This window comes from Streptomyces sp. NPDC090119, assembly GCF_044747085.1.
In the GTDB taxonomy this organism is placed as follows: Bacteria; Actinomycetota; Actinomycetes; order Streptomycetales; family Streptomycetaceae; genus Streptomyces.
The window spans coordinates 390017-411757 of the sequence record NZ_JBIVDK010000006.1 but is presented as its reverse complement, the minus strand read 5'-3'; the positions used below and the strand labels follow the sequence as shown (position 1 = coordinate 411757).

Here is a 21741-nt window from a genome sequence, read left to right as displayed (position 1 = left end):
GTGACTTTCACCTACCCGTCCGGACCACGCCCCGCCCGTCACTCGAACTACTGAACTCCACCGCACGGGCCCCCGGAGCGCCACATTCCGCCCGGACGATATGCAAATGGCAAGTTCACCAGGCAAAACACACGAGTACGCCGACTTCGAGAACCTCCGCGCCCAGGCCATCGCCCTCCGCCGCCAGGGCATGAGCCTCCGCCAGATCCGCGACCACCTGAAGGTCCACAACAACGACCTCCTCAACCGCCTCGTCCACGGCGAACCGGCCCCGGAGTGGACCAAACGCCCGAACGCCAAGGACGACCTCCGGGAGCAGGCCCGGGAACTCCGCCGCCAGGGCTGGACATACGACCAGATCGAGGCGGCGCTGGGCTGCTCGCGCAGCTCGGTGTCCCTGTGGGTGCGGGACCTGCCGAAGCCGGAGCGGAAGCGGTCGCCCGAGGAGGCCGCGGCCATCGCCAGGAAGGGGTGGGAGGAGAGGCTGCGTGTCCGCGACGAGGAGCGCCGACGGATCAAGGACGAGGCGAGACGGGCGGTCGGCCCGCTGTCCGAGCGGGAGCTCTTCCTCGTCGGCGTCGGGCTCTACTGGGCCGAGGGCGCCAAGGACAAGCCCTACGACCGCCGCGAGAACGTCACGTTCGTCAACAGCGACCCCGGCATGATCACGACCTTTCTGGCGTGGCTCGACCTGCTGGGCGTGGAGCGCGAGCGGCTGCGCTTCACGGTGATGATCCATGAGACGGCGGACGTGCCCGGCGCCGAGCGGTACTGGTCCGAGCTGGTCGGGGCGGACCGCTCCGCCTTCTACAAGACCTCTCTCAAGAAGCACAATCCGAAGACCGTCCGGCGGAACACGGGCGACACATACCGGGGTTGCCTCGTGATCAAAGTCCTGAAAAGCGCAGACTTGTACCGTCGCATCGAGGGGTCCTGGTACGGCATAGTGGAAGCCGCGCCCGAAGCCGATCAATCGAATCGGACATAGGGCGCTATTCATCCCGGATCGTCTAAGGGCAGGACAAACGGTTTTGGTCCGTTGAATGAGGGTTCGAATCCTTCTCCGGGAGCCCACAGCATCCACATGCGAAGTTCGGGTCCCGACCGGTACACACCCCCGGCGGGACCCGCTCTCATGTCCGCCGAAACACCCCCCGGTATTCTGCCGCCAGTCACCACCTCTTCCCAGAGCCGAAAGGCAACCCCGTGAGCGCCATTCGCCCGGCAGCCGTCGTCGTTCTCGCAGCGGGTGAGGGCACCCGTATGAAGTCGGCCACACCGAAGGTCCTGCACCAGATCTGCGGCCGCTCCCTGGTCGGTCATGTACTGGCCGCCTCCCGTGAACTGGACCCCGCCGAGCTGGTGGTCGTCGTCGGTCACGCCCGTGAGCAGGTCGCCGCGCACCTCGCCGAGATCGACCCCGGCGTCCGTACGGCCGTGCAGGAGCAGCAGAACGGCACCGGGCACGCGGTGCGGATGGCGCTGGAGGAGCTGGGCGGCCCGGTCGACGGCACCGTCGTGGTGGTCTGCGGCGACACCCCCCTGCTGACCGCGGACACCCTGGCGGCCCTCACCGGCACCCACGACGCCGACGGCAACGCGGTGACCGTGCTGACCGCCGAGGTCCCGAACGCGACCGGTTACGGCCGGATCGTGCGGGACGGCGCGAGCGGCGCGGTGACGGCGATCGTGGAGCACAAGGACGCGACGGACGAGCAGCGGGCGATCGTCGAGATCAACAGCGGTGTGTTCGCGTTCGACGGCCGGCTGCTGGCGCAGGCGCTGAAGCAGGTGCGTACGGACAACAGTCAGGGCGAGGAGTACCTGACCGATGTGCTGGGCATCCTGCGGGCGGCCGGGCACCGGGTCGGCGCTTCGGTGGCCGGTGACCACCGGGAGATCGCCGGGATCAACAACCGGGTGCAGTTGGCGGAGGCGCGCCGGACGCTGAACGACCGTCTGCTGACGGCCGCGATGCTGGACGGCGTGACCGTGGTGGACCCGGCGACGACGTGGGTGGACGTGACGGTCGGTTTCGGCCGGGACGCGGTGGTGCACCCTGGTACGCAGCTCACCGGTGCCACGCGGATCGACGAGGGCGCGGAGGTGGGCCCGAACAGCCGCCTGAACGACACGGTGGTGGGCGCGGGCGCGCGTGTGGACAACACGGTGGCGGACGGCGCGGAGGTCGGCGAGGGCGCGACGGTGGGTCCGTACGCGTATCTGCGGCCGGGTACGCGGCTGGGGGTGAAGGCGAAGATCGGTACGTACGTGGAGACGAAGAACGCGTCGATCGGTGAGGGGACGAAGGTTCCGCATCTGTCGTACGTGGGGGACGCGACGATCGGTGACTTCACCAACATCGGCGCGGCGAGCGTGTTCGTGAACTATGACGGTGAGAGCAAGCACCACACGACGGTGGGGTCGCATTGCAAGACCGGTTCGGACAACATGTTTGTGGCTCCTGTCACGGTCGGGGACGGCGCGTACACCGGTGCGGGGTCCGTGATCACGAAGGATGTGCCGCCCGGTTCCCTGGCCGTGGCCCGTGGTCAGCAGCGGAATATCGAGGGCTGGGTGGCTCGTAAGCGCCCCGGGAGCGCGGCCGCGAAGGCGGCGGAGGCGGCGTCCCGGCCGGGCGTGGACGAGGGCTGAGGGAAGGCTCGTCGGAAACGGCTGCGTCAAACACGGCGTACCGTGATAAGTGCACAACCGCACCCCTACCAGCCGATTCGGCCCTCTCGTGCCCCGTCGAGAGGACGCTTGGCCGGCGGCTGGCTGAGAACCTCTGAGGAGACAGTGCTGTGACCGGGATCAAGACGACCGGCGAGAAGAAGATGATGTTCTTCTCCGGCCGCGCCCACCCCGAACTTGCCGAGGAGGTCGCTCACAAGCTCGGTGTGGGGGTCGTCCCGACGAAGGCGTTCGACTTCGCCAACGGTGAGATCTATGTGCGTTATCAGGAGTCGGCGCGTGGCGCGGACTGTTTCCTGATCCAGAGCCACACGGCGCCGATCAATAAGTGGATCATGGAGCAGTTGATCATGATCGACGCGCTGAAGCGGGCGTCGGCGCGCTCCATCACGGTGATCGTGCCGTTCTACGGGTACGCCCGTCAGGACAAGAAGCACCGTGGCCGTGAGCCGATCTCGGCGCGGCTGATCGCGGACCTGATGAAGACGGCGGGTGCGGACCGCATCCTGACCGTGGATCTGCACACGGACCAGATCCAGGGCTTCTTCGACGGTCCGGTGGACCACCTGTTCGCGCTGCCGCTGCTGGCGGACTATGTGGGCGCGAAGGTGGACCGGTCGAAGCTGACCGTGGTGTCCCCGGACGCGGGCCGGGTGCGGGTGGCGGACCGCTGGTGCGACCGTCTCGGTGCGCCGCTGGCGATCGTGCACAAGCGCCGGGACAAGGACGTGGCGAACCAGGTCACGGTCCACGAGGTCGTGGGTGAGGTCGAGGGCCGGGTGTGTGTCCTGGTCGACGACATGATCGACACCGGTGGCACGATCTGCGCCGCGGCGGACGCGCTGTTCGCGCACGGGGCGGAGGACGTCATCGTGACGGCGACGCACGGTGTGCTGTCGGGTCCGGCGGCGGACCGGCTGAAGAACTCGCGGGTGAGCGAGTTCGTGTTCACCGACACCCTGCCGACGCCGGGTGAGCTGGCGGCGGACCTGGACAAGATCACGGTGCTGTCGATCGCCGGGACGATCGCCAGCGCGGTGCGCGAGGTGTTCGAGGACGGTTCGGTGACGAGCCTCTTCGACGAGCAGTGAGGTTTCTGCGGGCCTGCTGAGGCGGCCCGGAAGATCCTTTTGGGCGCGGCCCCCTTGCCGAGTAGACTGCGACAGTTGCTCGGCGAGGGAGGCCGCGCTCGTGTTTTCACGGGTGCCGGTTGTCCGTTATCGACGCGCTCTTCGTAGCAGGCCGTTCGTGGCCGGGTGACCTCCCCCACTCTCGACTCCGCTCGAGCGGGGGGACCCCCATCGATCTACCTGTACGAGGAGTGATCCGTATGTCCGAGGTCAAGCTCGCCGCCGAGACCCGCACCGAGTTCGGCAAGGGTGCCGCCCGTCGCATCCGCCGTGACAACAAGGTTCCCGGTGTGCTCTACGGCCACGGTTCCGAGCCGCTGCACATCTCCCTGCCGGGCCACGAGCTGCTGCTCGCCCTGCGTACGCCGAACGTCCTGATCGCCCTGGACATCGACGGCAAGACCAACGAGCTGGCGATCCCGAAGTCCGTGCAGCGTGACCCGCTGAAGGGCTTCCTGGAGCACGTCGACCTGCTGCTGGTCAAGCGTGGCGAGAAGGTCACCGTCGAGGTCCCGGTGGTCGCCGAGGGCGAGCTGGCGCCGGGCGGCAACCTGCTCGAGCACGTGCTGAACGCGCTGCCGGTCGAGGCCGAGGCCACCCACATCCCCGAGTCGCTGACGGTCTCCGTCGAGGGCCTGGAGGCCGGTGCCTCCATCCACGCCAAGGACATCGAGCTGCCCAAGGGTGTCTCCCTGGCCGTCGAGGACGACGCCGTCGTCCTGCAGGTCCTGGCCGCGCAGATCGAGGAGCCGGCCGAGGACGAGGCCGCCGTCGAGGGCGAAGAGTCCGCCGAGGCCTGAGCCGCACCGGCTTGAGTCATCCGTCAGTCGCCGTCCCCGTCCCGCGGGGGCGGCGGCTGGCGCATATCGAGGAGAGTGGGTCGTGAGCACCCCCGAAAACGCCCCTTGGCTGGTGGTCGGGCTCGGTAATCCGGGGCCGGAGTACGCGATGAACCGGCACAACGTCGGTTTCATGGCGGTGGATCTGCTCGCGGAGCGGATCGGCGGGAAGTTCAAGCGGTCGGGCAAGGCGCAGGCGCAGGTGCTGGAGGGCCGGATCGGTCCGATGGGCCCGGCCAACCGGCGGGTGATCCTAGCCAAGCCGATGTCGTACATGAACCTGTCGGGCGGTCCGGTGAACGCGCTGCGCGAGTTCTACAAGGTGCCGCTCTCCCAGGTGGTGGCGGTCCATGACGAGCTGGACATCGACTACGGCGTGCTGCGGCTGAAGCTGGGCGGCGGCGACAACGGGCACAACGGTCTGAAGTCGATGACGAAGGCGATGGGCGCCGACTATCACCGGGTGCGGTTCGGGATCGGGCGTCCGCCGGGGCGGATGCAGGTCGCGGACTTCGTGCTGAAGGACTTCGCGTCGGCGGAGCGCAAGGAACTGGACTACTTCGTGGACCGCGCGGCGGACGCGGTGGAGTGCCTGGTCATCGAGGGGCTGGAGCGGGCTCAGTCGGCGTACAACTCGTAGCGTCCAGGACATCGGCGGCACCGCCGAGTTGACCCGCAGTAGAGGTATGGCCAATGATCCCGGCCATGCCTGCTGCCTCCGCCAGTTCCGCGCGTTCGGGGTCCGTCGTCCGGATGGGCCGGGTCGTGGTCGCGGGGCTGTTCGCCGCGTTGATCGTGTTCGCCGGGGCGTGGGGGTCCTGGGGGACCGCGCAGCACGCGATGCTGCCCAAGGGGCGCGAGCGCGGCACGCTGACGGTGACGGACTGTCTGCCACAGCGCTGCGAGGGGACGTTCGCCCCGCTGTCGCCGGGCGCCACGCCGCGGTCGTCCGTCCGGATCGAGCGGTCGGTGATGGTGCGCGAGGACCACAGCTACGACGTCGTCCTGGAGCCCGGTACGGATGTCGCCGTGCGCGCGGGCGTGGCCGGTGTCCTGCTGGCCTGGCTGCCGCTGGGCGGGGCGCTGCTGCTGGCGTCGGTGGTGGTGGCGGGCGGGATGCGGATGCCCCGGCCGGCCTGGGTGCTGGGCCTGGCGGGCGCGGCCCTGCTGACGGCGGCCTTCGTACTCTCCTGAACATACGGCGGTGCCCCCGGACCGGGAAGGTTCCGGGGGCACCGCCGTACGCGCGTCCGGTCAGCCGGTGTTGCGGAGGCCCGCCGCGACGCCGTTGACGGTGAGCAGCAGGGCGCGGCCCAGGGTCGGGTCGGCCTCCTCACCGGCGGCGGCCGCGTCGCGCTGGCGCTTGAGCAGGGCGACCTGGAGGTAGGAGATCGGGTCCAGGTAGGCGTCGCGGATGGCGAAGGTCTGCCGCAACTCGGGCTGGGCGTCGAGGAGTTCCTGCTCGCCGGTGATGCGCAGCACCTCGGTGACGGTCAGCTCGTGCTCGGCCTTGATGGTGTCGAAGACGTGCTTGAGCTCGTCGGGGACGAGGGTGTCGACGTAGTGCTGGGCGATGCGCAGGTCGGTCTTGGCGAGGGTCATCTCGACGTTGGAGATGAAGTTCCGGAAGAAGTGCCACTGTTCGTGCATCTCGCCGAGCACGGTGTCTCCTTCCTGTCGCAGGCCCGCCTCGCGCAGTGCCTTGAGGCCGGAGCCGACGCCGAACCAGCCGGGCACGATCTGCCGGGACTGGGTCCAGCCGAACACCCACGGGATGGCGCGCAGTCCGTCGAGCGAGACGCCGGAGCCGGGGCGGCGGGAGGGCCGCGAGCCCAGGTGGAGTTCGGCGAGCTGGTCGACGGGGGTGGAGGCGAGGAAGTACGTCGGCAGGTCGGGGTCCTCGACCAGGCGGCGGTAGGCGGTGTGGGCGGCTTCGGAGACGACGTCCATGGCCGCGTCCCAGCGGGCGAGGGCCTCGTCGGACTGGCGGGGGGCGGTGTGCAGGGCGGACGCCTGGAGGGTGGCGGCGACCGTGAGTTCCAGGTTCTCCCGGGCGAGGGAGGGGATCAGGTACTTGTCGGAGATGACCTCGCCCTGCTCGGTCACCTTGATCTCGCCCTCCAGGGTGCCCCAGGGCTGGGCGAGGATGGCGTCGTGCGAGGGGCCGCCGCCGCGGCCGACGGTGCCGCCGCGGCCGTGGAAGAGGCGCAGCCGGACGCCGTAGCGGTGGGCGACGTCGCGCAGTCGGCGCTGGGCGCGGTGGATCTCCCACTGGCTGGTGGTGATGCCGCCGAACTTGGAGGAGTCGGAGTAGCCGAGCATGACCTCCTGGACGTCCCCGCGCAGCGCGACCAGGCGCCGGTAGGAGGGGTCGGAGAGCATGTCCTCCAGGATGGTGTCGGCGGCCTTCAGCTCGTCGGTGGTCTCCAGCAGCGGCACGATGCCGATCTTGGCCCAGCCCGCGTGCAGGTCGAGCAGTCCGGCCTCGCGGGCCAGCACGGTCGCGGCGAACACGTCGTCGGCGCCCTGGCACATGGAGATGATGTACGACTCGATGACCTCGGGTCCGAAGACCTCCAGGGCCCGCTTGACGGTCTGGAAGACGCCGAGGGTCTTGGCGGCGGCCTCGTCGACCGGGGCCGGGCTCGGGGCGAGCGGGCGGCGGGAGCGCAGTTCCTTGGCGAGCAGCTTGGCGCGGTACTCGCGGGGCATGTCGGCGTAGCGCCAGGACTCCTCGCCGAGCCGGTCGAAGAGCTGGCCGAGGGCGTGGTGGTGGGCGTCGGCGTGCTCGCGGACGTCCATGGTGGCGAGCTGGAGGCCGAAGGCGGCCAGGGTGCGGATGACGCGGTCGATGCGGCCGTCGGCGAAGAGGGCGCCGCGGTGTTCGCGCAGGGAGGTCTGGATGATCCGCAGGTCGCTGAGGAGTTCGGCGGTGCCGAGGTAGTCCCGGCCGTCCTCGTGCTGGGTGTTGCGGGCGAGGCGCTGCTTGGTGTTCTCCAGCTTCTGCCGGATCGCGGTGGCCTTGAGCCGGTAGGGCTCCTCGGCGTTGAGCCGCTTGTAGCGGGGGCTGATCTCCGGCAGGCGCTCCAGGTCGGCGTCCAGGGAGGTGAGGAGTTCCTCGGTGGCACCGGCGTAGCGGATGGAGTTGGAGAGCAGGCCGCGGAGCTGGTCGATCATCTCCAGCGCGTCGTTGATGCCGTGCTCGTGCTGGAGGATCAGCACGTCCCAGGTGACCTGGGGGGTGACGTTGGGGTTGCCGTCGCGGTCGCCGCCGATCCAGGTGCCGAAGGTCAGGGGGCGGGTGTCGGGCGGCAGGGTGACGCCGACCCGCTCCAGCTCGGCGGTGAGGTCCTCCAGGACGTCGCCGACGGCGTCGGCGTGCAGCTCGTCCAGGTAGTAGATGGCGTTGCGGGCCTCGTCGGTGGGCTCGGGGCGGACCACGCGCAGTTCGTCGGTCTGCCAGACGAGGTCGATGTTCTCGGCGAGCCGTACGTCGTGGCGGCGGCGGTCGGAGTCGAGGACGGGGGTGTCCAGGAGTTCGGCGACGCGCCGGAGCTTGTTGAGGACCGAGCGGCGGGCGGCCTCGGTGGGGTGGGCGGTGAAGACCGGGCGCACGTTCAGGTTGCGGACGGTGTCCCGCAGGTGCTCGGGGTCGGCGTCCTTCAGCCGGTCGGCGGTGCGGGAGAGCAGGCCGCCCTCGGCGGCGCGGCGGGCGCGCAGCTCGCGGCCGCGGTGCACCTGCTCGGTGACGTTGGCGAGGTGGAAGTAGGTGGAGAAGGCGCGCACCAGCTTGGCGGCGGTCTCCAGCTCGGTGCCGCGCAGCAGCTCGGCCGCGGCCTCGCCGTCCTCGCGGGTGAGGCTGCGGACCTTCTCGACCAGTTCCAGCAGCTCGGGGCCCTCCTGGCGGACGAGGGTCTCGCCCAGGAGGTCGCCGAGGCGCCGGATGTCGGCGCGCAGCGCTTGGCCGTTGGTGGGGGTCTGGTCGTCGACACTGCTCACAGGTGCGGCTCCTTGCGGTGTTGAAGCTCATCCGGGAGGGAACCCGGACACCCATCCATCACACGGCAAATCGCCGCATACCGGCCGGAACGTCCGGGAAGTAAACAGAGCGGACCGCGCTGTCCGACCAGTTCCCAGGATAGGTGGCCCGGTGGACGCGCAGGATCTCGGGCTCTTGCCGCCGACCGACACGCTGCCATACTTACGACGCCGTAGGTTACGGAACCGTAGGGACGTACCGTCCGTTCCGTACCTGTCCGGTACTGCCTCGACCCCCGCCCTCGACCCCACAGGGGACGCGCATGACCACCCGAAGTTCCGATGTGATCGACGAAGCTCCCAGCGACGGCGCCTCCGCCACGCTGGGCGGCGAACAGAAGCGTTCGATCGAGCAGATCGCGCTGCTCGTGTTCATCGTCGTGCCGTTCCTGGCCCTGCTGGCGGCGGTGCCGCTGGTGTGGGGCTGGGGGGTGAGCTGGCTCGATCTGGGCCTGCTGGTGTTCTTCTACTTCCTCGGCTGCCACGGCATCACGATCGGCTTCCACCGCTACTTCACGCACGGCTCCTTCAAGGCCAAGCGGCCGCTCAGGATCGCGCTGGCGATCATGGGGTCGATGGCGGTGGAGGGTCCGCTGGTGCGCTGGGTGGCCGACCACCGCAGGCACCACAAGTTCTCCGACGCCGAGGGCGACCCCCACTCGCCGTGGCGGTTCGGGGAGACGCTGCCCGCGCTGCTGAAGGGCCTGTGGTGGGCCCATATCGCCTGGATGTTCGACGAGGAGCAGACCCCGCAGGAGAAGTACGCGCCGGATCTGGTCCGGGACCCGGACATGCGGGCGATCTCCCGCCAGTTCGCGCTGTGGACCCTCGTCTCGCTGCTGCTGCCCCCGCTGATCGGCGGGCTGGCGACGATGTCCTGGTGGGGCGCCTTCACCGGGTTCTTCTGGGGCTCGCTCGTCCGGGTGGCGCTGCTGCACCACGTGACCTGGTCGATCAACTCGATCTGTCACGCGGTGGGCAAGCGCCCGTTCAAGTCGCGGGACCGCTCGGGCAACGTGTGGTGGCTGGCGGTGCTGTCCTGCGGCGAGTCCTGGCACAACCTGCACCACGCCGACCCGACCTCGGCGCGGCACGGTGTGGAGCGCGGGCAGATCGACTCCTCGGCCCGGTTCATCCGCTGGTTCGAGAGGCTCGGCTGGGCGTACGACGTGCGCTGGCCGTCACGCTCGCGTATCGATTCGCGCCGCGCCGAAGGCGACGGTTCCGCCCGGCGCGGGAAGGCCGCCGCGAAGGCGGCATGATTGACGCCGTGGCCACCGACTCCAGCAGCACCTCGAGCAACGACAAGACGCGGCGGACCCGCCGGACCCGTATGACCGGTGCGGAGCGCCGCCAGCAGCTGCTGGAGATCGGCCGGACCCTGTTCGCGGCGAAGGGCTTCGAGGGCACGTCGGTGGAGGAGATCGCGGCCAAGGCCGGGGTCTCCAAGCCGGTGGTGTACGAGCACTTCGGCGGCAAGGAGGGGCTGTACGCGGTCGTGGTGGACCGGGAGATGCGGTGCCTGCTGGACATGGTGACCGGCTCGCTGACCGCCGGTCACCCCCGTGAGCTGTGCGAACAGGCCGCGTTCGCGCTGCTGGACTACATCGAGGAGTACACGGACGGTTTCCGCATCCTCGTCCGGGACTCCCCCATCCCGCAGTCCACGGGTTCCTTCGCGTCGCTGATCTCGGACATCGCCACCCAGGTGGAGGACATCCTGGGCCGCGAGTTCAAGAGCCGGGGCTTCGACTCCAAGCTGGCCCCGCTCTACGCCCAGGCCCTGGTCGGCATGGTCGCCCTGACCGGCCAGTGGTGGCTGGACGTCCGCCGCCCGAAGAAGGCCGAGGTCGCCGCCCACCTGGTCAACCTCGCCTGGCACGGCCTGGACGGCCTGGAGCAGAAGCCCCGCCTGATAGGGCACCGCAAGAGCTAGCCGGTCGGCCGCAGGAACTCCAGGCGGTTGCCCACCGGGTCCGTGGAGTAGAAGCGACGGTGGCCGGGCAGTCCGGTGTCCCACTCGACCGGCGCGCCGTGCGCGGCCAGCCGGGCGGCGCAGGCGTCGAGGTCCGTGACCAGCAGGCCGGGGTGGGCCTTGCGCGCGGGGCGGAAGTCCGGCTCGACGCCCAGGTGGAGCTGGACGCCGTCGGCCCGGAACCAGCAGCCGCCGCGCGTGGCCAGGGCCGGGGGCTTGGGCACCTCCGCCATGCCGAGCACCCCGGTGTAGAAGGCGCGCAGCGCGTCCTCCGTGCCGGGCGGCGCCGCGAGCTGGACGTGGTCGATCCCGCAGAGCACGGCTCAGTCCCCCTTCACCGCGACCGCGAACAGGCGGCGGAAGGGCAGGACCGTCCCGTAGGGGGCGGTCGGGTACGCCGCGCGGAGCACGTCGCGGTACTCGGTCACGAAGGCGTCCCTGGCCTCCGGGTCGTCCGCGAGGGCGGTCAGGGCGGGGCGGAGGCCGGTGCCCTTGACCCAGTCCAGGACCGGGTCCTCGCCCGGCAGGACGTGCTGGTACGTGGTCTGCCAGACGTCGGTGGCGCAGCCGAGGCGGGCCAGGCGGTCCAGGTAGACGCCGGGGGCGTGGACGGAGTCGGGGGCGCGCAGCACGTCGGACAGGCGGGGTGCCCAGCGGGGCGTGGCGGCCAGTTCGCGCATCAGGGCGTGCAGCGGGGCGTCGGTGTTGTCCGGCACCTGGAAGGCGAACACCCCGCCCGGCTCCAGCGCGGCGGTCCAGTCCGCGAACCGGTCGAGATGGCCCGGCACCCACTGCAGGGTGGCGTTGGAGAGGAGCAGGTCGTGCGGGCCCTCGGGTGTCCAGGTGCGGGCGTCGGCGGGGGCGAACTCCAGCGCGGGCTGCTCGGCGCGGGCGCGCTGAAGCATCTCGGGCGAGTTGTCGTAGCCGGTGACGTGCGCGCCGGGCCAGCGCTCGGCGAGCAGGGCGGTGGCGTTGCCGGGGCCGCAGCCGAGGTCGGCGATCCGGGGCCGGTCGGACGGCAGGGCGGGGACGCGGGCCAGGAGGTCCACGAACGGGCGCAGCCGGTGGCCGGAGTGCCGGAGGTACTGGGCGGGGTCCCAGGAGGGTGTCGTCGTCATGGTGCCCACCTTCCCGACCAAGTATCTCGATGTCAAGATACTCAGCTTCAAGAGACTTCACGTCGACACAACCACTACACTGATCTCCATGGAGGACGAGGTCGATCGGCTGGTCGCAGCATGGCGCCGGGAGCGCCCGGACCTCGACGTGGAACCACTGGAAGTGCTGAGCCGGGTGAGCAGGCTGGCCCGGCACCTGGACCGCGCCCGCAGGCTCGCCTTCTCCGAGCACCAGCTGGAGCCCTGGGAGTTCGACGTGCTGACCGCGCTACGCCGCGCCGGGACGCCGTACCAGCTCTCCCCCGGCCAGTTGCTGACCCAGACGCTGGTCACCTCGGGCACGATGACCAACCGGATCGACCGGCTCGCCAAGAAGGGCCTGGTGGAGCGGTTGCCCGACCCCAGCGACCGGCGCGGGGTGCTGGTGCGGCTGACCGACACCGGCCGGGACCGGGCCGACGAGGCACTCGCGGGCCTGCTGGCCCAGGAGCGGGCCATCCTCGGCGAGCTGTCCCACGCCCAGCGCGGTGAACTCGCCGGACTGCTACGCCAGTTGACCGCCCCGTTCGACAACGTCCCCGGTTAGGTCGACCGGGCCCACCCCGGCCCGCCGGGCCAGCGCCACGGCGGCCAGCGTGGAGTGCACACCGAGCTTGCCCAGCACGTTCTGCATATGGGTGCGCACGGTGTGCGGGGAGAGGAACAGCCGCTCCGCGACCGCCTTGCGGCCCAGCCCGGCCACCATGCAGCGCAGCACCTCCCGCTCACGCGGGGTCAGCGACTGCACCAGCCGCTCGCTCTCGCTGCGGTGCCTGCGCGCCGCCGTCAGCTCCTTGAGCACGCCGGTGAGCAGCGCGGCCGGCAGATGCGTCTCGTCCCGCAGCACGCCCCGGATCACGGTCAGCAGCCGGGACAGCGAGCAGTCCTTGGCGACCCAGCCGCTGGCCCCGGCCTGCAGCGCGAGTGCGGCGCGGCGGGGGTCGTCCTTCTCCGCGAGGACCACCGTGCGCACCCCGGCCTGTGCCGAACGCACCCCGGCGACCAGCGAGATCCCGTCGACCAGGCCCTCCGCGTCGCCCGCCTGCACCGGTACCGCCGCCCGGCCGCCGGGCAGCATGTGGCCGAGGTCGGCGTCGACGAGCAGCACGTCGTAGCGGCGGCCTTCCGCGGCGGCGCGCTCCAGGCAGCGCAGCGCGGCCGGGCCGCTGCCCGCGGCGGACACCTCCACGTCGGGCTCGGCGGCGAGCGCCGCCGCCAGCGACTCGGCGAAGATGCGGTGGTCGTCCACGACCAGCACTCGGATGCGAACCACGAAACCCCCTATCCCCAGGCTCCGTACGGAGCAGGGGTCACCCCAGGCCCGGCGACGACGCGGCGGCCGTCGTCGCGGAAAGTGCTACCCCCGGCGCGGTCGCCGTACCCGCCCGTCCCGCCCCCTGATCGGTCACCGGCCCCCACCGGTACCGCTCTTCAGCGTACGGGCGGCCCTGGCCGGGGGCAGCCGATTGACGGAACTGACCGGCCGTCGCGTTTATGGTGTGCCGCATGTTTCGGATCGAGACGGAAGTGGACAAGGGCCGACGGGATCAGCTGCGCGCCCGGCTGCGGGAGACCAACACGGCGGCCTCCCCGGTGCTGGCCGCACTGCGCGGCACGCCGGGCGAACGGCAGGCCCCGCTGCACGTGTGGGCGCTGGACGCGGCGGGCTCCCTCGCCGGGGGGCTGGTCGGGCACACCTGGGCGGGCTGGCTGCACGTCACCTATCTGTGGGTGGACGACCGCCACCGGGGTGCCGGGATGGGGTCCCGGCTGCTGACGGAGGCCGAGCGGATCGCGCACGCCGACCGGGGCTGCGCGCGGTCCCGGGTGGAGACCTGGGACTTCCAGGCCCCGCACTTCTACCGCGCGCAGGGCTATGACGTGGTGTCCGTGATCCCCGACTATCCGCCGGGGATCACGGAGTTCACCCTGACCAAGCCGCTCGGCTGACGGAGCCCCAGGGCTCAGCCGAGACGGCGGGCGCCGGGCGAGGGCACCGCCTCGAACACGCGCGGGGCGGTGTACCCGGCCGCCGCGAACGCTTCCTCGACCGCCTTGGTGAGGGTGTCCACCGCGGCCACCTCGACCAGCGCGATCGCGGAGCCGCCGAAGCCGCCGCCGGTCATCCGGGCGCCCAGCGCGCCCGCCGAGAGCGCGGTGTCGACCACGAGGTCCAGCTCCGGGCAGGAGATGCGGAAGTCGTCGCGCAGCGAGGCGTGCCCGTCGGTGAGGACCGGCCCGATGGCCCGGACGTCACCGGAGGTCAGCAGCTCCACCACCCGCTCGACGCGCCGGTTCTCGGTGACGATGTGCCGCACCAGACGGCGCACCTCGGCCGCGTCCTCGTCGGAGCCGAGCTGCTCCAGCGCCGCGTCCAGCCCGTCGTACGCCACGTCGCGCAGCGCGTCGACGCCGAGCAGGGCGGCGCCCTTCTCGCAGCCCGCCCGGCGCTTGCCGTACTCGCCGCCGCTGTGGGCGTGCTTGACCTGGGTGTCGACCACCAGCAGGCGCAGACCCTCGGCGGCCAGGTCGAACGGGATCTGGCGCTGGGCCAGGTCGCGGGTGTCGAGGAAGAGCGCGTGGCCCTCCTCGCAGCAGGCCGACGCGGTCTGGTCCATGATGCCGGTGGGCGCGCCGACGTAGACGTTCTCCGCGCGCTGGCACAGCCGGGCCAGCTTCCAGCGCGGCAGGTCCAGGCCGAACAGGTCGTCCAGCGCGAGCGCGATGACGACCTCCAGCGCGGCCGAGGACGACAGTCCGGCGCCGGTCGGCACGGTGGAGGCGAGGTGGACGTCGGCGCCGGTGACCGGGTGCCCGGCCTCGCGCAGCGCCCACACCACGCCCGCCGGGTACGCGGTCCAGTCGTCGTCGGTGCCCGGCGCGAGTCCGTCCAGGGCGAGTTCGACGACCTCGCCCTCGATGTCGGCCGAGTGCAGCCGCAGTACCCCGTCGGTGCGGCGGGAGACGGCCGCGGTGACCTGGTGCGGCAGGGCGAACGGCATGACGAAGCCGTCGTTGTAGTCGGTGTGTTCGCCGATCAGGTTGACCCGGCCCGGCGCCGCCCACACCCCCTCCGGGTCGGCCCCGTACAGCTCGGTGAAGCGTTCCCGGACCTGCTGTGCCCCCACTAGTGCTCCCTCTGCGTGTCGCGCGCGAACTCCCAGGCGTCCGCGATGATCCCGGCGAGGTCCGCGCGGGACGGGTTCCACCCCAGTGTGGCGCGTGCGGTGTCGGCCGACGCCACCAGGACCGCCGGATCACCGGCCCGGCGCGGGGCGGTGACCTCGGGGATGGGATGGCCGGTGACCTCGCGGGCGGTCTCCACGACCTCGCGGACGGAGAAGCCGTTGCCGTTGCCGAGGTTGCAGATCAGGTGCTCGCCGGAGCGGGCGGCGCCGACGGCGAGGAGGTGGGCGTCGGCGAGGTCGGCGACGTGGATGTAGTCGCGGACGCAGGTGCCGTCGGGGGTCGGGTAGTCGTCGCCGTAGACGGAGATGGCCTCGCGGCGGCCCTGGGCGACCTGGAGGACGAGCGGGATGAGGTGGGACTCGGGGTCGTGGCGCTCGCCGTAGGGGCCGTAGGCACCGGCCACGTTGAAGTAGCGCAGGGAGACGGCGGCCAGGCCGTGGGCGTGCGCCTCGCTGGTGATCATGTGGTCGACGGCCAGCTTGGAGGCGCCGTAGGGGTTCGTGGGCCGGGTCGGGGCGGACTCCGGGATCGGGACCTCCTCGGGCTCGCCGTAGGTGGCGGCGGTGGAGGAGAAGACCAGCCGGTGCACGCCCGCCTCGCGCATGGCGGCCAGCAGAGCCATGGTGCCGCCGACGTTGTTCTCCCAGTACTTCTCCGGCTTCACCACCGACTCGCCGACCTGCGAGAAGGCGGCGAAGTGCAGCACCCCGTCGTAGGACGGGTCGAGCCACTTCGCGGCGTCGCGGATGTCGCCCTCGACGAAGGCGGCACCGGCGGGCACGCCCGCGCGGAAGCCGGTGGAGAGATTGTCGAGGACAGTGACCTCGTGCCCCGCCTCCAGCAGATGCTGGGCGACGACACTGCCCACATAGCCCGCGCCACCCGTCACCAGGTACTTCATGAACTCGCTACCTCTCGCAGTCGCTCGGCCGCGCGCTCCGGTGGCACGTCGTTGATGAAGACGTTCATGCCGGATTCGGAGCCCGCGAGGAACTTCAGCTTGCCGGAAGTGCGGCGGATGGTGAAAAGCTCCAGGTGGAGTGCGAAGTCGTCCCGCGTCACCCCGTCGAAGCCGGGGAGGTCGCCGAACGGCGCCTGGTGCCAGGCCGCGATGTACGGCGTCGGCGCCCCGGCCTCGTCGCCCTTCTCGCTCTCCGCACCCTCCGGCCGCCCGAAGATCCGGTCGAAGCGCCTCAAGAGTTCCAGGTAGACCTGGGGAAACTCTGTGCGCGCGGCCTCGTCGAGGGCGAGCAGGTCGGGCACCCGGCGCTTGGGGTAGAGGTGGACCTCGTAGGGCCAGTGCGCGGCGAACGGGACGAAGGCCACCCAGTGTTCACTCTCCAGGACGACCCGGTCCCCGGCGAGTTCCCGCTCCAGGACGGCGTCGAAGAGGTTCTCCCCGCCGGTCTCGGCCTTGTGGTCGGCGAGCGAGCGGAGCATCAGCGCGGTGCGCGGGGTGATGAACGGGTAGGCGTAGATCTGGCCGTGGGGATGACCCAGCGTCACCCCGATCTCGGCGCCCCGGTTCTCGAAACAGAAGACCTGCTTGACGGAGGGCAGATGCGACAGCTCGGCGGTGCGGTCGGTCCACGCCTCCAGCACCAGCCGGGCCTGCTCGTCGGTGAGGGAGGCGAAGGACGCGTCGTGGTCGGAGGTGAAGCAGACGACCTCGCAGCGGCCGGAGTCACCGGCGAGGGAGGGGAAGCGGTTCTCGAAGACGACCACGTCGTAGGTCGAGTCCGGGATCTCGCTGAGCCGTCCGTCCCGGCTGGGGCAGAGCGGGCACTCGTCGGCCGGGGGGTGGTAGGTGCGGCCCTGGCGGTGGGAGGCGACGGCCACCGAGTCGCCGAGCAGCGGGTCGCGGCGGATCTCGGAGGCGGTGACCGTGGGGTCCAGCGGCCGCCGGTCCACGGCGTCGCGGACGGTGTCGTCCGCCAGGTCGTAGTAGACCAGCTCACGCCCGTCGGCCAGCCGGGTCGGGGTCTTCTTCACGCCGGACTCCTCGCTCTCACTCAACACAATCAAACATAACAAACCACAACTCCACAACGGGTCGTACGATCACAATCGAACAAAGAACACCAACAGAACTGTTCAAATAATGAACGCCGCGGCGTAGGTTCCGCTCTGGATCAGTTCGCGCAACGAAGCGAGTTCTCATGCAGACCCCCCCGACCGGACCCGCGCCCCTGGCGGCGGGCCCCAGCTATCTGGCGGCGGAGCTACGGCTCCCCACCAACTGGCTCGACTACACGATCCTGGCCATCTACTTCGTCGTGGTTCTCGGCATCGGCTTCGCGGCCCGCCGCTCGGTGAAGACGAGCCTGGACTTCTTCCTCTCCGGACGCTCGCTGCCCGCCTGGATCACCGGCCTCGCCTTCATCTCGGCGAACCTGGCGGCCACCGAGATCCTGGGCATGGCGGCCAACAGCGCCCAGTACGGCGCGTACACCGTGCACTGGTACTGGATCGGCGCCATCCCCGCCATGGTCTTCCTGGGCCTGGTGATGATGCCCTTCTACTACGGCAGCAAGGTCCGCTCGGTCCCCGAGTTCCTGCTGCTGCGCTTCGACAAGGCAGCCCACCTGCTCAGTTCGATCCTGTTCGCGTTCGCCGCCATCCTCATCGCGGGCGTGAACCTGTACGCGCTGGCGATCGTGGTGGAGGCCCTGCTCGGCTGGCCGCAGTGGGTGGCCATCGTGGTCGCGGGCGCCTTCGTGCTCGGCTACATCACGCTGGGCGGTCTCTCCTCGGCGATCTACAACGAGGTGCTCCAGTTCTTCGTGATCCTGGCCGCCCTCATCCCGATCACCATCCTCGGCCTGAAGAAGGCCGGCGGCTGGGACGGCCTGACCCACAAGCTGGACGCGGCCCACGGCGCCAACTTCACCACCGCGTGGGGCGGCACCGGCATCGGCAGCGCCAACCCGCTGGGCGCCAACTGGCTGACCATCGTGCTCGGTCTCGGCTTCGTGCTGTCCTTCGGCTACTGGACGACCAACTTCGCCGAGGTGCAGCGCGCGCTGTCCGCGAAGAACCTCTCCGCCTCCAAGCGCACCCCGCTGATCGCGGCCTACCCGAAGATCTTCATCGTCTTCCTGGTGATGATCCCCGGCCTGGTCGCCGCCGCCCTGGTGCCGAAGATCGGCCAGCCCGGCTCCGGGCTCCAGTACAACGACGCGATTCCCTATCTGATGCAGGAGCTGCTGCCCAACGGTGTGCTCGGCATCGCGGTCACCGGTCTGCTCGCCGCGTTCATGGCGGGCATGGCGGCCAACGTGTCGTCCTTCAACACGGTGTTCACCACCGACATCTGGGCCCGCTACGTGAAGCCGGACCAGGAGGACGCCTACTACGTCCGCTTCGGCCGCTGGATCACCGTCATCGGGGTCGCCGCGTCGGTCGGCACGGCGTTCCTGGCGTCGTCGTTCTCGAACATCATGAGCTACCTCCAGACGCTGTTCTCCTTCTTCAACGTCCCGATGTTCGTGGTCTTCATCGTCGGCATGTTCTGGAAGCGCGCCTCGGCCAAGTCCGGCTTCTGGGGCCTGCTCGCCGGTACCGCGACCGCGATGGTGAACTACTTCGTGTTCTACAAGGAGGGCATCATCTCGATCCCCTCCGACCAGGGCGCCAACTTCGTCTCCGCCATCGCGGGCTTCGTCGCCGGTGCGGTCGTGATGGTCGCGGTGTCGCTGTTCACCAAGCCCAAGCCGGCCGAGGAACTCCAGGGCCTGGTCTACGGCACCAAGTCGCCGGGGATGTCCGAGGCACCCGCCGAGGGCGACGACGCCTGGTACCGCAAGCCCGCCCTGCTCGGCTGGGGCGCGGTCGTCCTGGCCGCCGCCTGCTACATCCCGTTCTCGTTCTGATCGCGGGAGGATGAGGAAACCATGACCGACGAATCCCCCCGCCCCGAGCACGCCGGGTCCGAGCACGGCGCGACCGAGCACGACGTCCACCGTGAGGTCACCGACCTGGAGGGCAAGTCCGCCACCGCGGCCCGCATCTTCGACCTGCGGCGCATCATCGGCGGCCTGTTCGTGCTGTACGGCGTCATCGTCACCATCACCGGCATCACCGACTCCCAGGCCGCGATCGACAAGGCCGAGGGCGTCAACATCAACCTGTGGACCGGCATCGGCATGCTGATCCTCGGGGTGTTCTTCCTGGCCTGGCTGAAGCTGCGGCCGACCCCGCCGCCGCTGCCCGCGGAGGGCACGGAGGACGAGGAGCCCGTGCACTAGCCGCGCGCGGGACCGGGCCGGAGCCGGAGCTGTGGACTACAGCTCCGGCTCCGTCGTGTGCGGGGCGGCCCCGGCGCGGTCCAGCAGACCGGTACGGGCCGCGAGGGCGGCCGCCTCCAGCCGGGAGCCGACACCCAGCTTCATCAGGACCCGCTGCACATGGGTACGGGCGGTGCTCGGCGCGATCCCCATGCCCGCCGCGATCAGCCGGGTGTCCTCGCCGTCGGCGACCCGGACCAGCACCTCCACCTCGCGCGGGGTGAGCAGCCGTAGCAGCCGCTGGCCCTCGTCGTCGGGCTGGACGGCCGGGTTCAGCAGCTCCGCGAAGGCGCCCTGGAGCAGCTGGGGGGCTATGGCCGCCTCACCGGCGCGGGCCTTCATGATGGCCCGCTCGACACCCTCGATGCGCTCGTCGTGCCGTACGTACCCGGCGGCGCCCGCCGCGAAGGCGGCCGCGATACCGCGCGGGGACGGCACCGGGCCGAGGACCAGTACGGCCACCTGCGGGCGCTCCCGCTTGATGCGGGCCACCGGGTCGAACGCGCCCGGCTCGGCGGGTGCCGCCGTGCCCAGCAGGCACACCTCCGGGGCCCGCGATATCACCAGCTCGGCCGCGCCCGCGGCCGGCGCCGCCGCCGCGAGCACCCGGTGCCCGCGCAGCTTCAGCGCCGACGCCAACGCCTCCGCCAGCAGGCGGTGGTCGTCGACGACCATGAGCCGCACTCCCATAGAGCAAACCCCCCAGTCCCTCCCGATGTCCCGGAAGTTACACGCTCGGGGCGCCTGCCGTGCGGGCTTCGGTCAGTCGCGGGTACCGAAGGCGACCACGCTGTTCTTGTCCTTGTCGAAGCTGCCGATCGGCTTGGCCGCGTTCGGCGCCGCCATGAACAGCTTGCCCTGTGTGTACCGGTACTCCGAGAAGGTGGGCTGGAGACCGGTCTGCAGGGCGCGGTCGGCCTGGTCGGCGGGCAGCTCCATCAGCGTCGTGGACTTGAAGCTGCCACCGTCGATGCTGACGATCTGGCCGCCCTTGTCGTACGGCGGGTTCTTGTACGCGATCAGGTTGCCGCCGTCCGCGCGGAGCGGAAACAGCGTGTAGTCGTCGCCCGCCGGGGCGCGCCGACCGGTCTGCCTGCCGGTGGCCAGGTCGAAGGCGACGACCTCGTTGGTCCGGCTGAGCTTGCTCTTGCCGCCGCCGCTGTGCTCCTTGGTCGCCAGGTACAGCCTGCCCGCGCCGACGACGACGCCCTTGCACTCCTCGACGCGCGTGATGGTGTCGCACTCGCCGTCGTAGGTGTCGCCCGAGACCGGGATACGGGCCAGCAGCCTGCCGGTGCGATGGTCGATGGAGAAGTAGTCCGAGACCCCGCTGCCACCGCTCGCGCTGTGCCCGGCGTCCGCGCCGACCACCAGCGGGTCGGTGGAGACGATGCCCGCGTACTCGATACCGGCGCCCATCTTGTACTCGGAGATCACCTTGCCCGAGGTGGGGTCGACGTTCTGGATGCTGAGGGTGCGGTTGCCGTAGGTGCCGCACTTGCGGACCGCGACCAGCCTGGTGCCGCCGCCGTAGCCGGTGTCGTGGCAGTCGTCGCCGGGCTTGGGCTGCCAGAGCGCCTTGCCGGTGCCGATGTCGTAGGCCGCGCCGCCGCCGAAGCCGCCGACCGCGACGGTCTTCCCGGCGACGGTGACGTTCTGGAACGTGGTGGCGAAGTCACCCGTGCCGACCGACTTGGTCCACAGCTTGGTACCGGCCCGCACGTCGATGCCCGCGACCTGGCTGCAGCCGGGGTGGCTCGTCTTGGTCGGCATCGAGGGCTGGTAGACGATGCCGGTGCGGCCGTCGGCGGTGACGTGCTCGGTGGCCGCGCAGACCGGGCCGGGGAACTTGAGCGTCCACTTCTTGGTGCCGTCGGCCGGGTCGTAGCCGGTGATCTCGGCGATGCCGGTCTTGGCGTAGACGCGGGTGCTCAGCCAGGAGCCCGGCGTGCTGACGACGTTCTCCTCGGTCTTGGGCTGCGGGACCTTGAACAGGACGTCGGCGGCCGGGTTGCCCGGCACCTTCTCCTTGCCGCCGGTCGCGGTGCCGGTGCCGTTCTTCCCGCCACCGGCACGGGTGCCGCCGCCCTCCTCGCCGGAGGAACGGGCGTACCAGACGCCGGAGCCGATGATCAGGCCGATGGCGACGACGGCCGCGAGGATGATCAGGGCTATGGCGCGGTTCTGTCTGGCACGCGTGTCGTCGCCCGCCACGACCGTGGGCGGCTGGGCGGGGTAGCCGTAGCCCGGCTGGGGCGGGGCGGCGGGGTAGCCGTAGCCGGGCTGTGGCTGCTGCTGCGGCGGGGGCGCCTGCGGGTAGCCGTAGGTGGGCTGGGGACCGGTCGGCGGGACGGACGGCGTCGGCGGGGTGGGCGGCTGGTCCTGGGGCGGGCCGGAAGGCGGCTGGTCGCTCATCGTGGGATACCTCGAAGC

General features: G+C 70.8%; 21 protein-coding genes and 1 tRNA gene. 13 read left to right on the top strand and 9 right to left on the bottom strand.

Annotation, left to right across the window (positions count from 1 at the left end; translation table 11 throughout):
- Window positions 1–106 precede the first annotated feature (106 nt).
- The 7 genes from ACIPPM_RS26605 to ACIPPM_RS26575 all read left to right on the top strand — a co-directional run bounded on the left by ACIPPM_RS26605 (window position 107) and on the right by ACIPPM_RS26575 (window position 5857).
- Window positions 107–988, top strand: coding sequence for a hypothetical protein (locus tag ACIPPM_RS26605; RefSeq protein WP_401452302.1), 882 nt, complete (start codon window positions 107–109; stop codon window positions 986–988).
- Window positions 989–999: 11 nt separating this feature from the next.
- Window positions 1000–1070: transfer RNA gene (locus ACIPPM_RS26600), tRNA-Gln, on the top strand.
- A gap of 136 nt (window positions 1071–1206) precedes the next feature.
- Window positions 1207–2655, top strand: coding sequence for a bifunctional UDP-N-acetylglucosamine diphosphorylase/glucosamine-1-phosphate N-acetyltransferase GlmU (gene glmU / locus ACIPPM_RS26595; RefSeq protein ID WP_401452300.1), 1449 nt, complete (start codon window positions 1207–1209; stop codon window positions 2653–2655).
- A 149-nt stretch (window positions 2656–2804) separates the two neighbouring features.
- Window positions 2805–3785, top strand: a complete 981-nt coding sequence (locus ACIPPM_RS26590; RefSeq protein WP_389006642.1) for a ribose-phosphate diphosphokinase — start codon at window positions 2805–2807, stop codon at window positions 3783–3785.
- Window positions 3786–4024: 239 nt separating this feature from the next.
- Window positions 4025–4624, top strand: coding sequence for a 50S ribosomal protein L25/general stress protein Ctc (locus ACIPPM_RS26585; protein WP_401452298.1), 600 nt, complete (start codon window positions 4025–4027; stop codon window positions 4622–4624).
- Between the two features lie 82 nt (window positions 4625–4706).
- On the top strand, window positions 4707–5303 hold the full coding sequence (gene pth / locus ACIPPM_RS26580; protein ID WP_401452296.1) for an aminoacyl-tRNA hydrolase: 597 nt from the start codon (window positions 4707–4709) through the stop codon (window positions 5301–5303).
- 65 nt (window positions 5304–5368) lie between these two features.
- The gene (locus tag ACIPPM_RS26575; RefSeq protein ID WP_401452294.1) at window positions 5369–5857 is read left to right on the top strand and encodes a hypothetical protein; all 489 of its coding nucleotides are present in this window, start codon (window positions 5369–5371) and stop codon (window positions 5855–5857) included.
- Window positions 5858–5917: 60 nt separating this feature from the next.
- Here the strand turns inward: ACIPPM_RS26575 and ppc are convergent, their stop codons facing one another.
- Window positions 5918–8662 carry a phosphoenolpyruvate carboxylase gene (ppc, locus tag ACIPPM_RS26570; protein WP_401452292.1) on the bottom strand — a complete coding sequence of 915 codons (2745 nt, stop codon included), beginning with the start codon at window positions 8660–8662 and terminating at the stop codon, window positions 5918–5920.
- 302 nt (window positions 8663–8964) lie between these two features.
- On the opposite strand from ppc, the gene ACIPPM_RS26565 reads away from it, so the two are divergent.
- Together ACIPPM_RS26565 and ACIPPM_RS26560 are read left to right on the top strand one after the other, a co-directional pair.
- Window positions 8965–9963, top strand: coding sequence for an acyl-CoA desaturase (locus tag ACIPPM_RS26565; protein ID WP_401452290.1), 999 nt, complete (start codon window positions 8965–8967; stop codon window positions 9961–9963).
- On the top strand, window positions 9960–10637 hold the full coding sequence (locus ACIPPM_RS26560; protein WP_399717698.1) for a TetR family transcriptional regulator: 678 nt from the start codon (window positions 9960–9962) through the stop codon (window positions 10635–10637). Before ACIPPM_RS26565 ends, ACIPPM_RS26560 begins: the two co-directional genes overlap by 4 nt.
- Here ACIPPM_RS26560 and ACIPPM_RS26555 read toward each other — a convergent pair.
- Window positions 10634–10996 (bottom strand): VOC family protein, encoded by a 363-nt coding sequence (locus tag ACIPPM_RS26555; protein WP_401452288.1) that lies wholly within the window; start codon window positions 10994–10996, stop codon window positions 10634–10636. The two genes, ACIPPM_RS26560 and ACIPPM_RS26555, sit on opposite strands and share 4 nt — an antisense overlap.
- Window positions 10997–10999: 3 nt before the next feature.
- A complete protein-coding gene (locus ACIPPM_RS26550; RefSeq protein ID WP_401452286.1) occupies window positions 11000–11794 on the bottom strand; it encodes a trans-aconitate 2-methyltransferase in 795 nt (264 codons plus the stop codon).
- A gap of 88 nt (window positions 11795–11882) precedes the next feature.
- Between ACIPPM_RS26550 and tamR the strand changes: the two genes are divergently transcribed.
- The gene (gene tamR, locus ACIPPM_RS26545; RefSeq protein ID WP_389004916.1) at window positions 11883–12380 is read left to right on the top strand and encodes a MarR family transcriptional regulator TamR; all 498 of its coding nucleotides are present in this window, start codon (window positions 11883–11885) and stop codon (window positions 12378–12380) included.
- Here the strand turns inward: tamR and ACIPPM_RS26540 are convergent.
- The gene (locus ACIPPM_RS26540) at window positions 12339–13106 is read right to left on the bottom strand and encodes a LuxR C-terminal-related transcriptional regulator (protein ID WP_401452284.1); all 768 of its coding nucleotides are present in this window, start codon (window positions 13104–13106) and stop codon (window positions 12339–12341) included. The two genes, tamR and ACIPPM_RS26540, sit on opposite strands and share 42 nt — an antisense overlap.
- Window positions 13107–13327: 221 nt before the next feature.
- On the opposite strand from ACIPPM_RS26540, the gene ACIPPM_RS26535 reads away from it, so the two are divergent.
- Window positions 13328–13783: a GNAT family N-acetyltransferase gene (locus ACIPPM_RS26535; protein ID WP_401452282.1), complete on the top strand. Its 456-nt coding sequence runs from the start codon at window positions 13328–13330 to the stop codon at window positions 13781–13783.
- A 14-nt stretch (window positions 13784–13797) separates the two neighbouring features.
- On the opposite strand, the gene galK is transcribed toward ACIPPM_RS26535, so the two are convergent.
- Genes galK through galT form a run of 3 tightly spaced genes read right to left on the bottom strand, consistent with a single transcriptional unit; the run spans window position 13798 to window position 17014 of the window.
- A complete protein-coding gene (galK, locus tag ACIPPM_RS26530) occupies window positions 13798–14961 on the bottom strand; it encodes a galactokinase (RefSeq protein ID WP_401452280.1) in 1164 nt (387 codons plus the stop codon).
- A complete protein-coding gene (galE, locus tag ACIPPM_RS26525; RefSeq protein ID WP_401452278.1) occupies window positions 14961–15923 on the bottom strand; it encodes a UDP-glucose 4-epimerase GalE in 963 nt (320 codons plus the stop codon). Before galE ends, galK begins: the two co-directional genes overlap by 1 nt.
- Window positions 15920–17014: a galactose-1-phosphate uridylyltransferase gene (gene galT, locus ACIPPM_RS26520; RefSeq protein WP_401452276.1), complete on the bottom strand. Its 1095-nt coding sequence runs from the start codon at window positions 17012–17014 to the stop codon at window positions 15920–15922. The genes galE and galT overlap by 4 nt, the downstream gene beginning before the upstream one ends.
- Before the next feature lie 167 nt (window positions 17015–17181).
- Here galT and ACIPPM_RS26515 point away from each other — a divergent pair, with 167 nt between their 5' ends.
- Window positions 17182–18894 (top strand): sodium:solute symporter family protein, encoded by a 1713-nt coding sequence (locus ACIPPM_RS26515; protein ID WP_401452274.1) that lies wholly within the window; start codon window positions 17182–17184, stop codon window positions 18892–18894.
- A gap of 21 nt (window positions 18895–18915) precedes the next feature.
- Window positions 18916–19269, top strand: coding sequence for a hypothetical protein (locus tag ACIPPM_RS26510; RefSeq protein WP_401452272.1), 354 nt, complete (start codon window positions 18916–18918; stop codon window positions 19267–19269).
- Window positions 19270–19305: 36 nt separating this feature from the next.
- Here ACIPPM_RS26510 and ACIPPM_RS26505 read toward each other — a convergent pair whose 3' ends face one another.
- Both ACIPPM_RS26505 and ACIPPM_RS26500 read right to left on the bottom strand, forming a co-directional pair.
- The gene (locus tag ACIPPM_RS26505; RefSeq protein ID WP_389004924.1) at window positions 19306–19998 is read right to left on the bottom strand and encodes a response regulator transcription factor; all 693 of its coding nucleotides are present in this window, start codon (window positions 19996–19998) and stop codon (window positions 19306–19308) included.
- A gap of 72 nt (window positions 19999–20070) precedes the next feature.
- Window positions 20071–21723, bottom strand: coding sequence for a PQQ-binding-like beta-propeller repeat protein (locus ACIPPM_RS26500; RefSeq protein ID WP_401452270.1), 1653 nt, complete (start codon window positions 21721–21723; stop codon window positions 20071–20073).
- Between the last annotated feature and the right edge of the window lie 18 nt (window positions 21724–21741).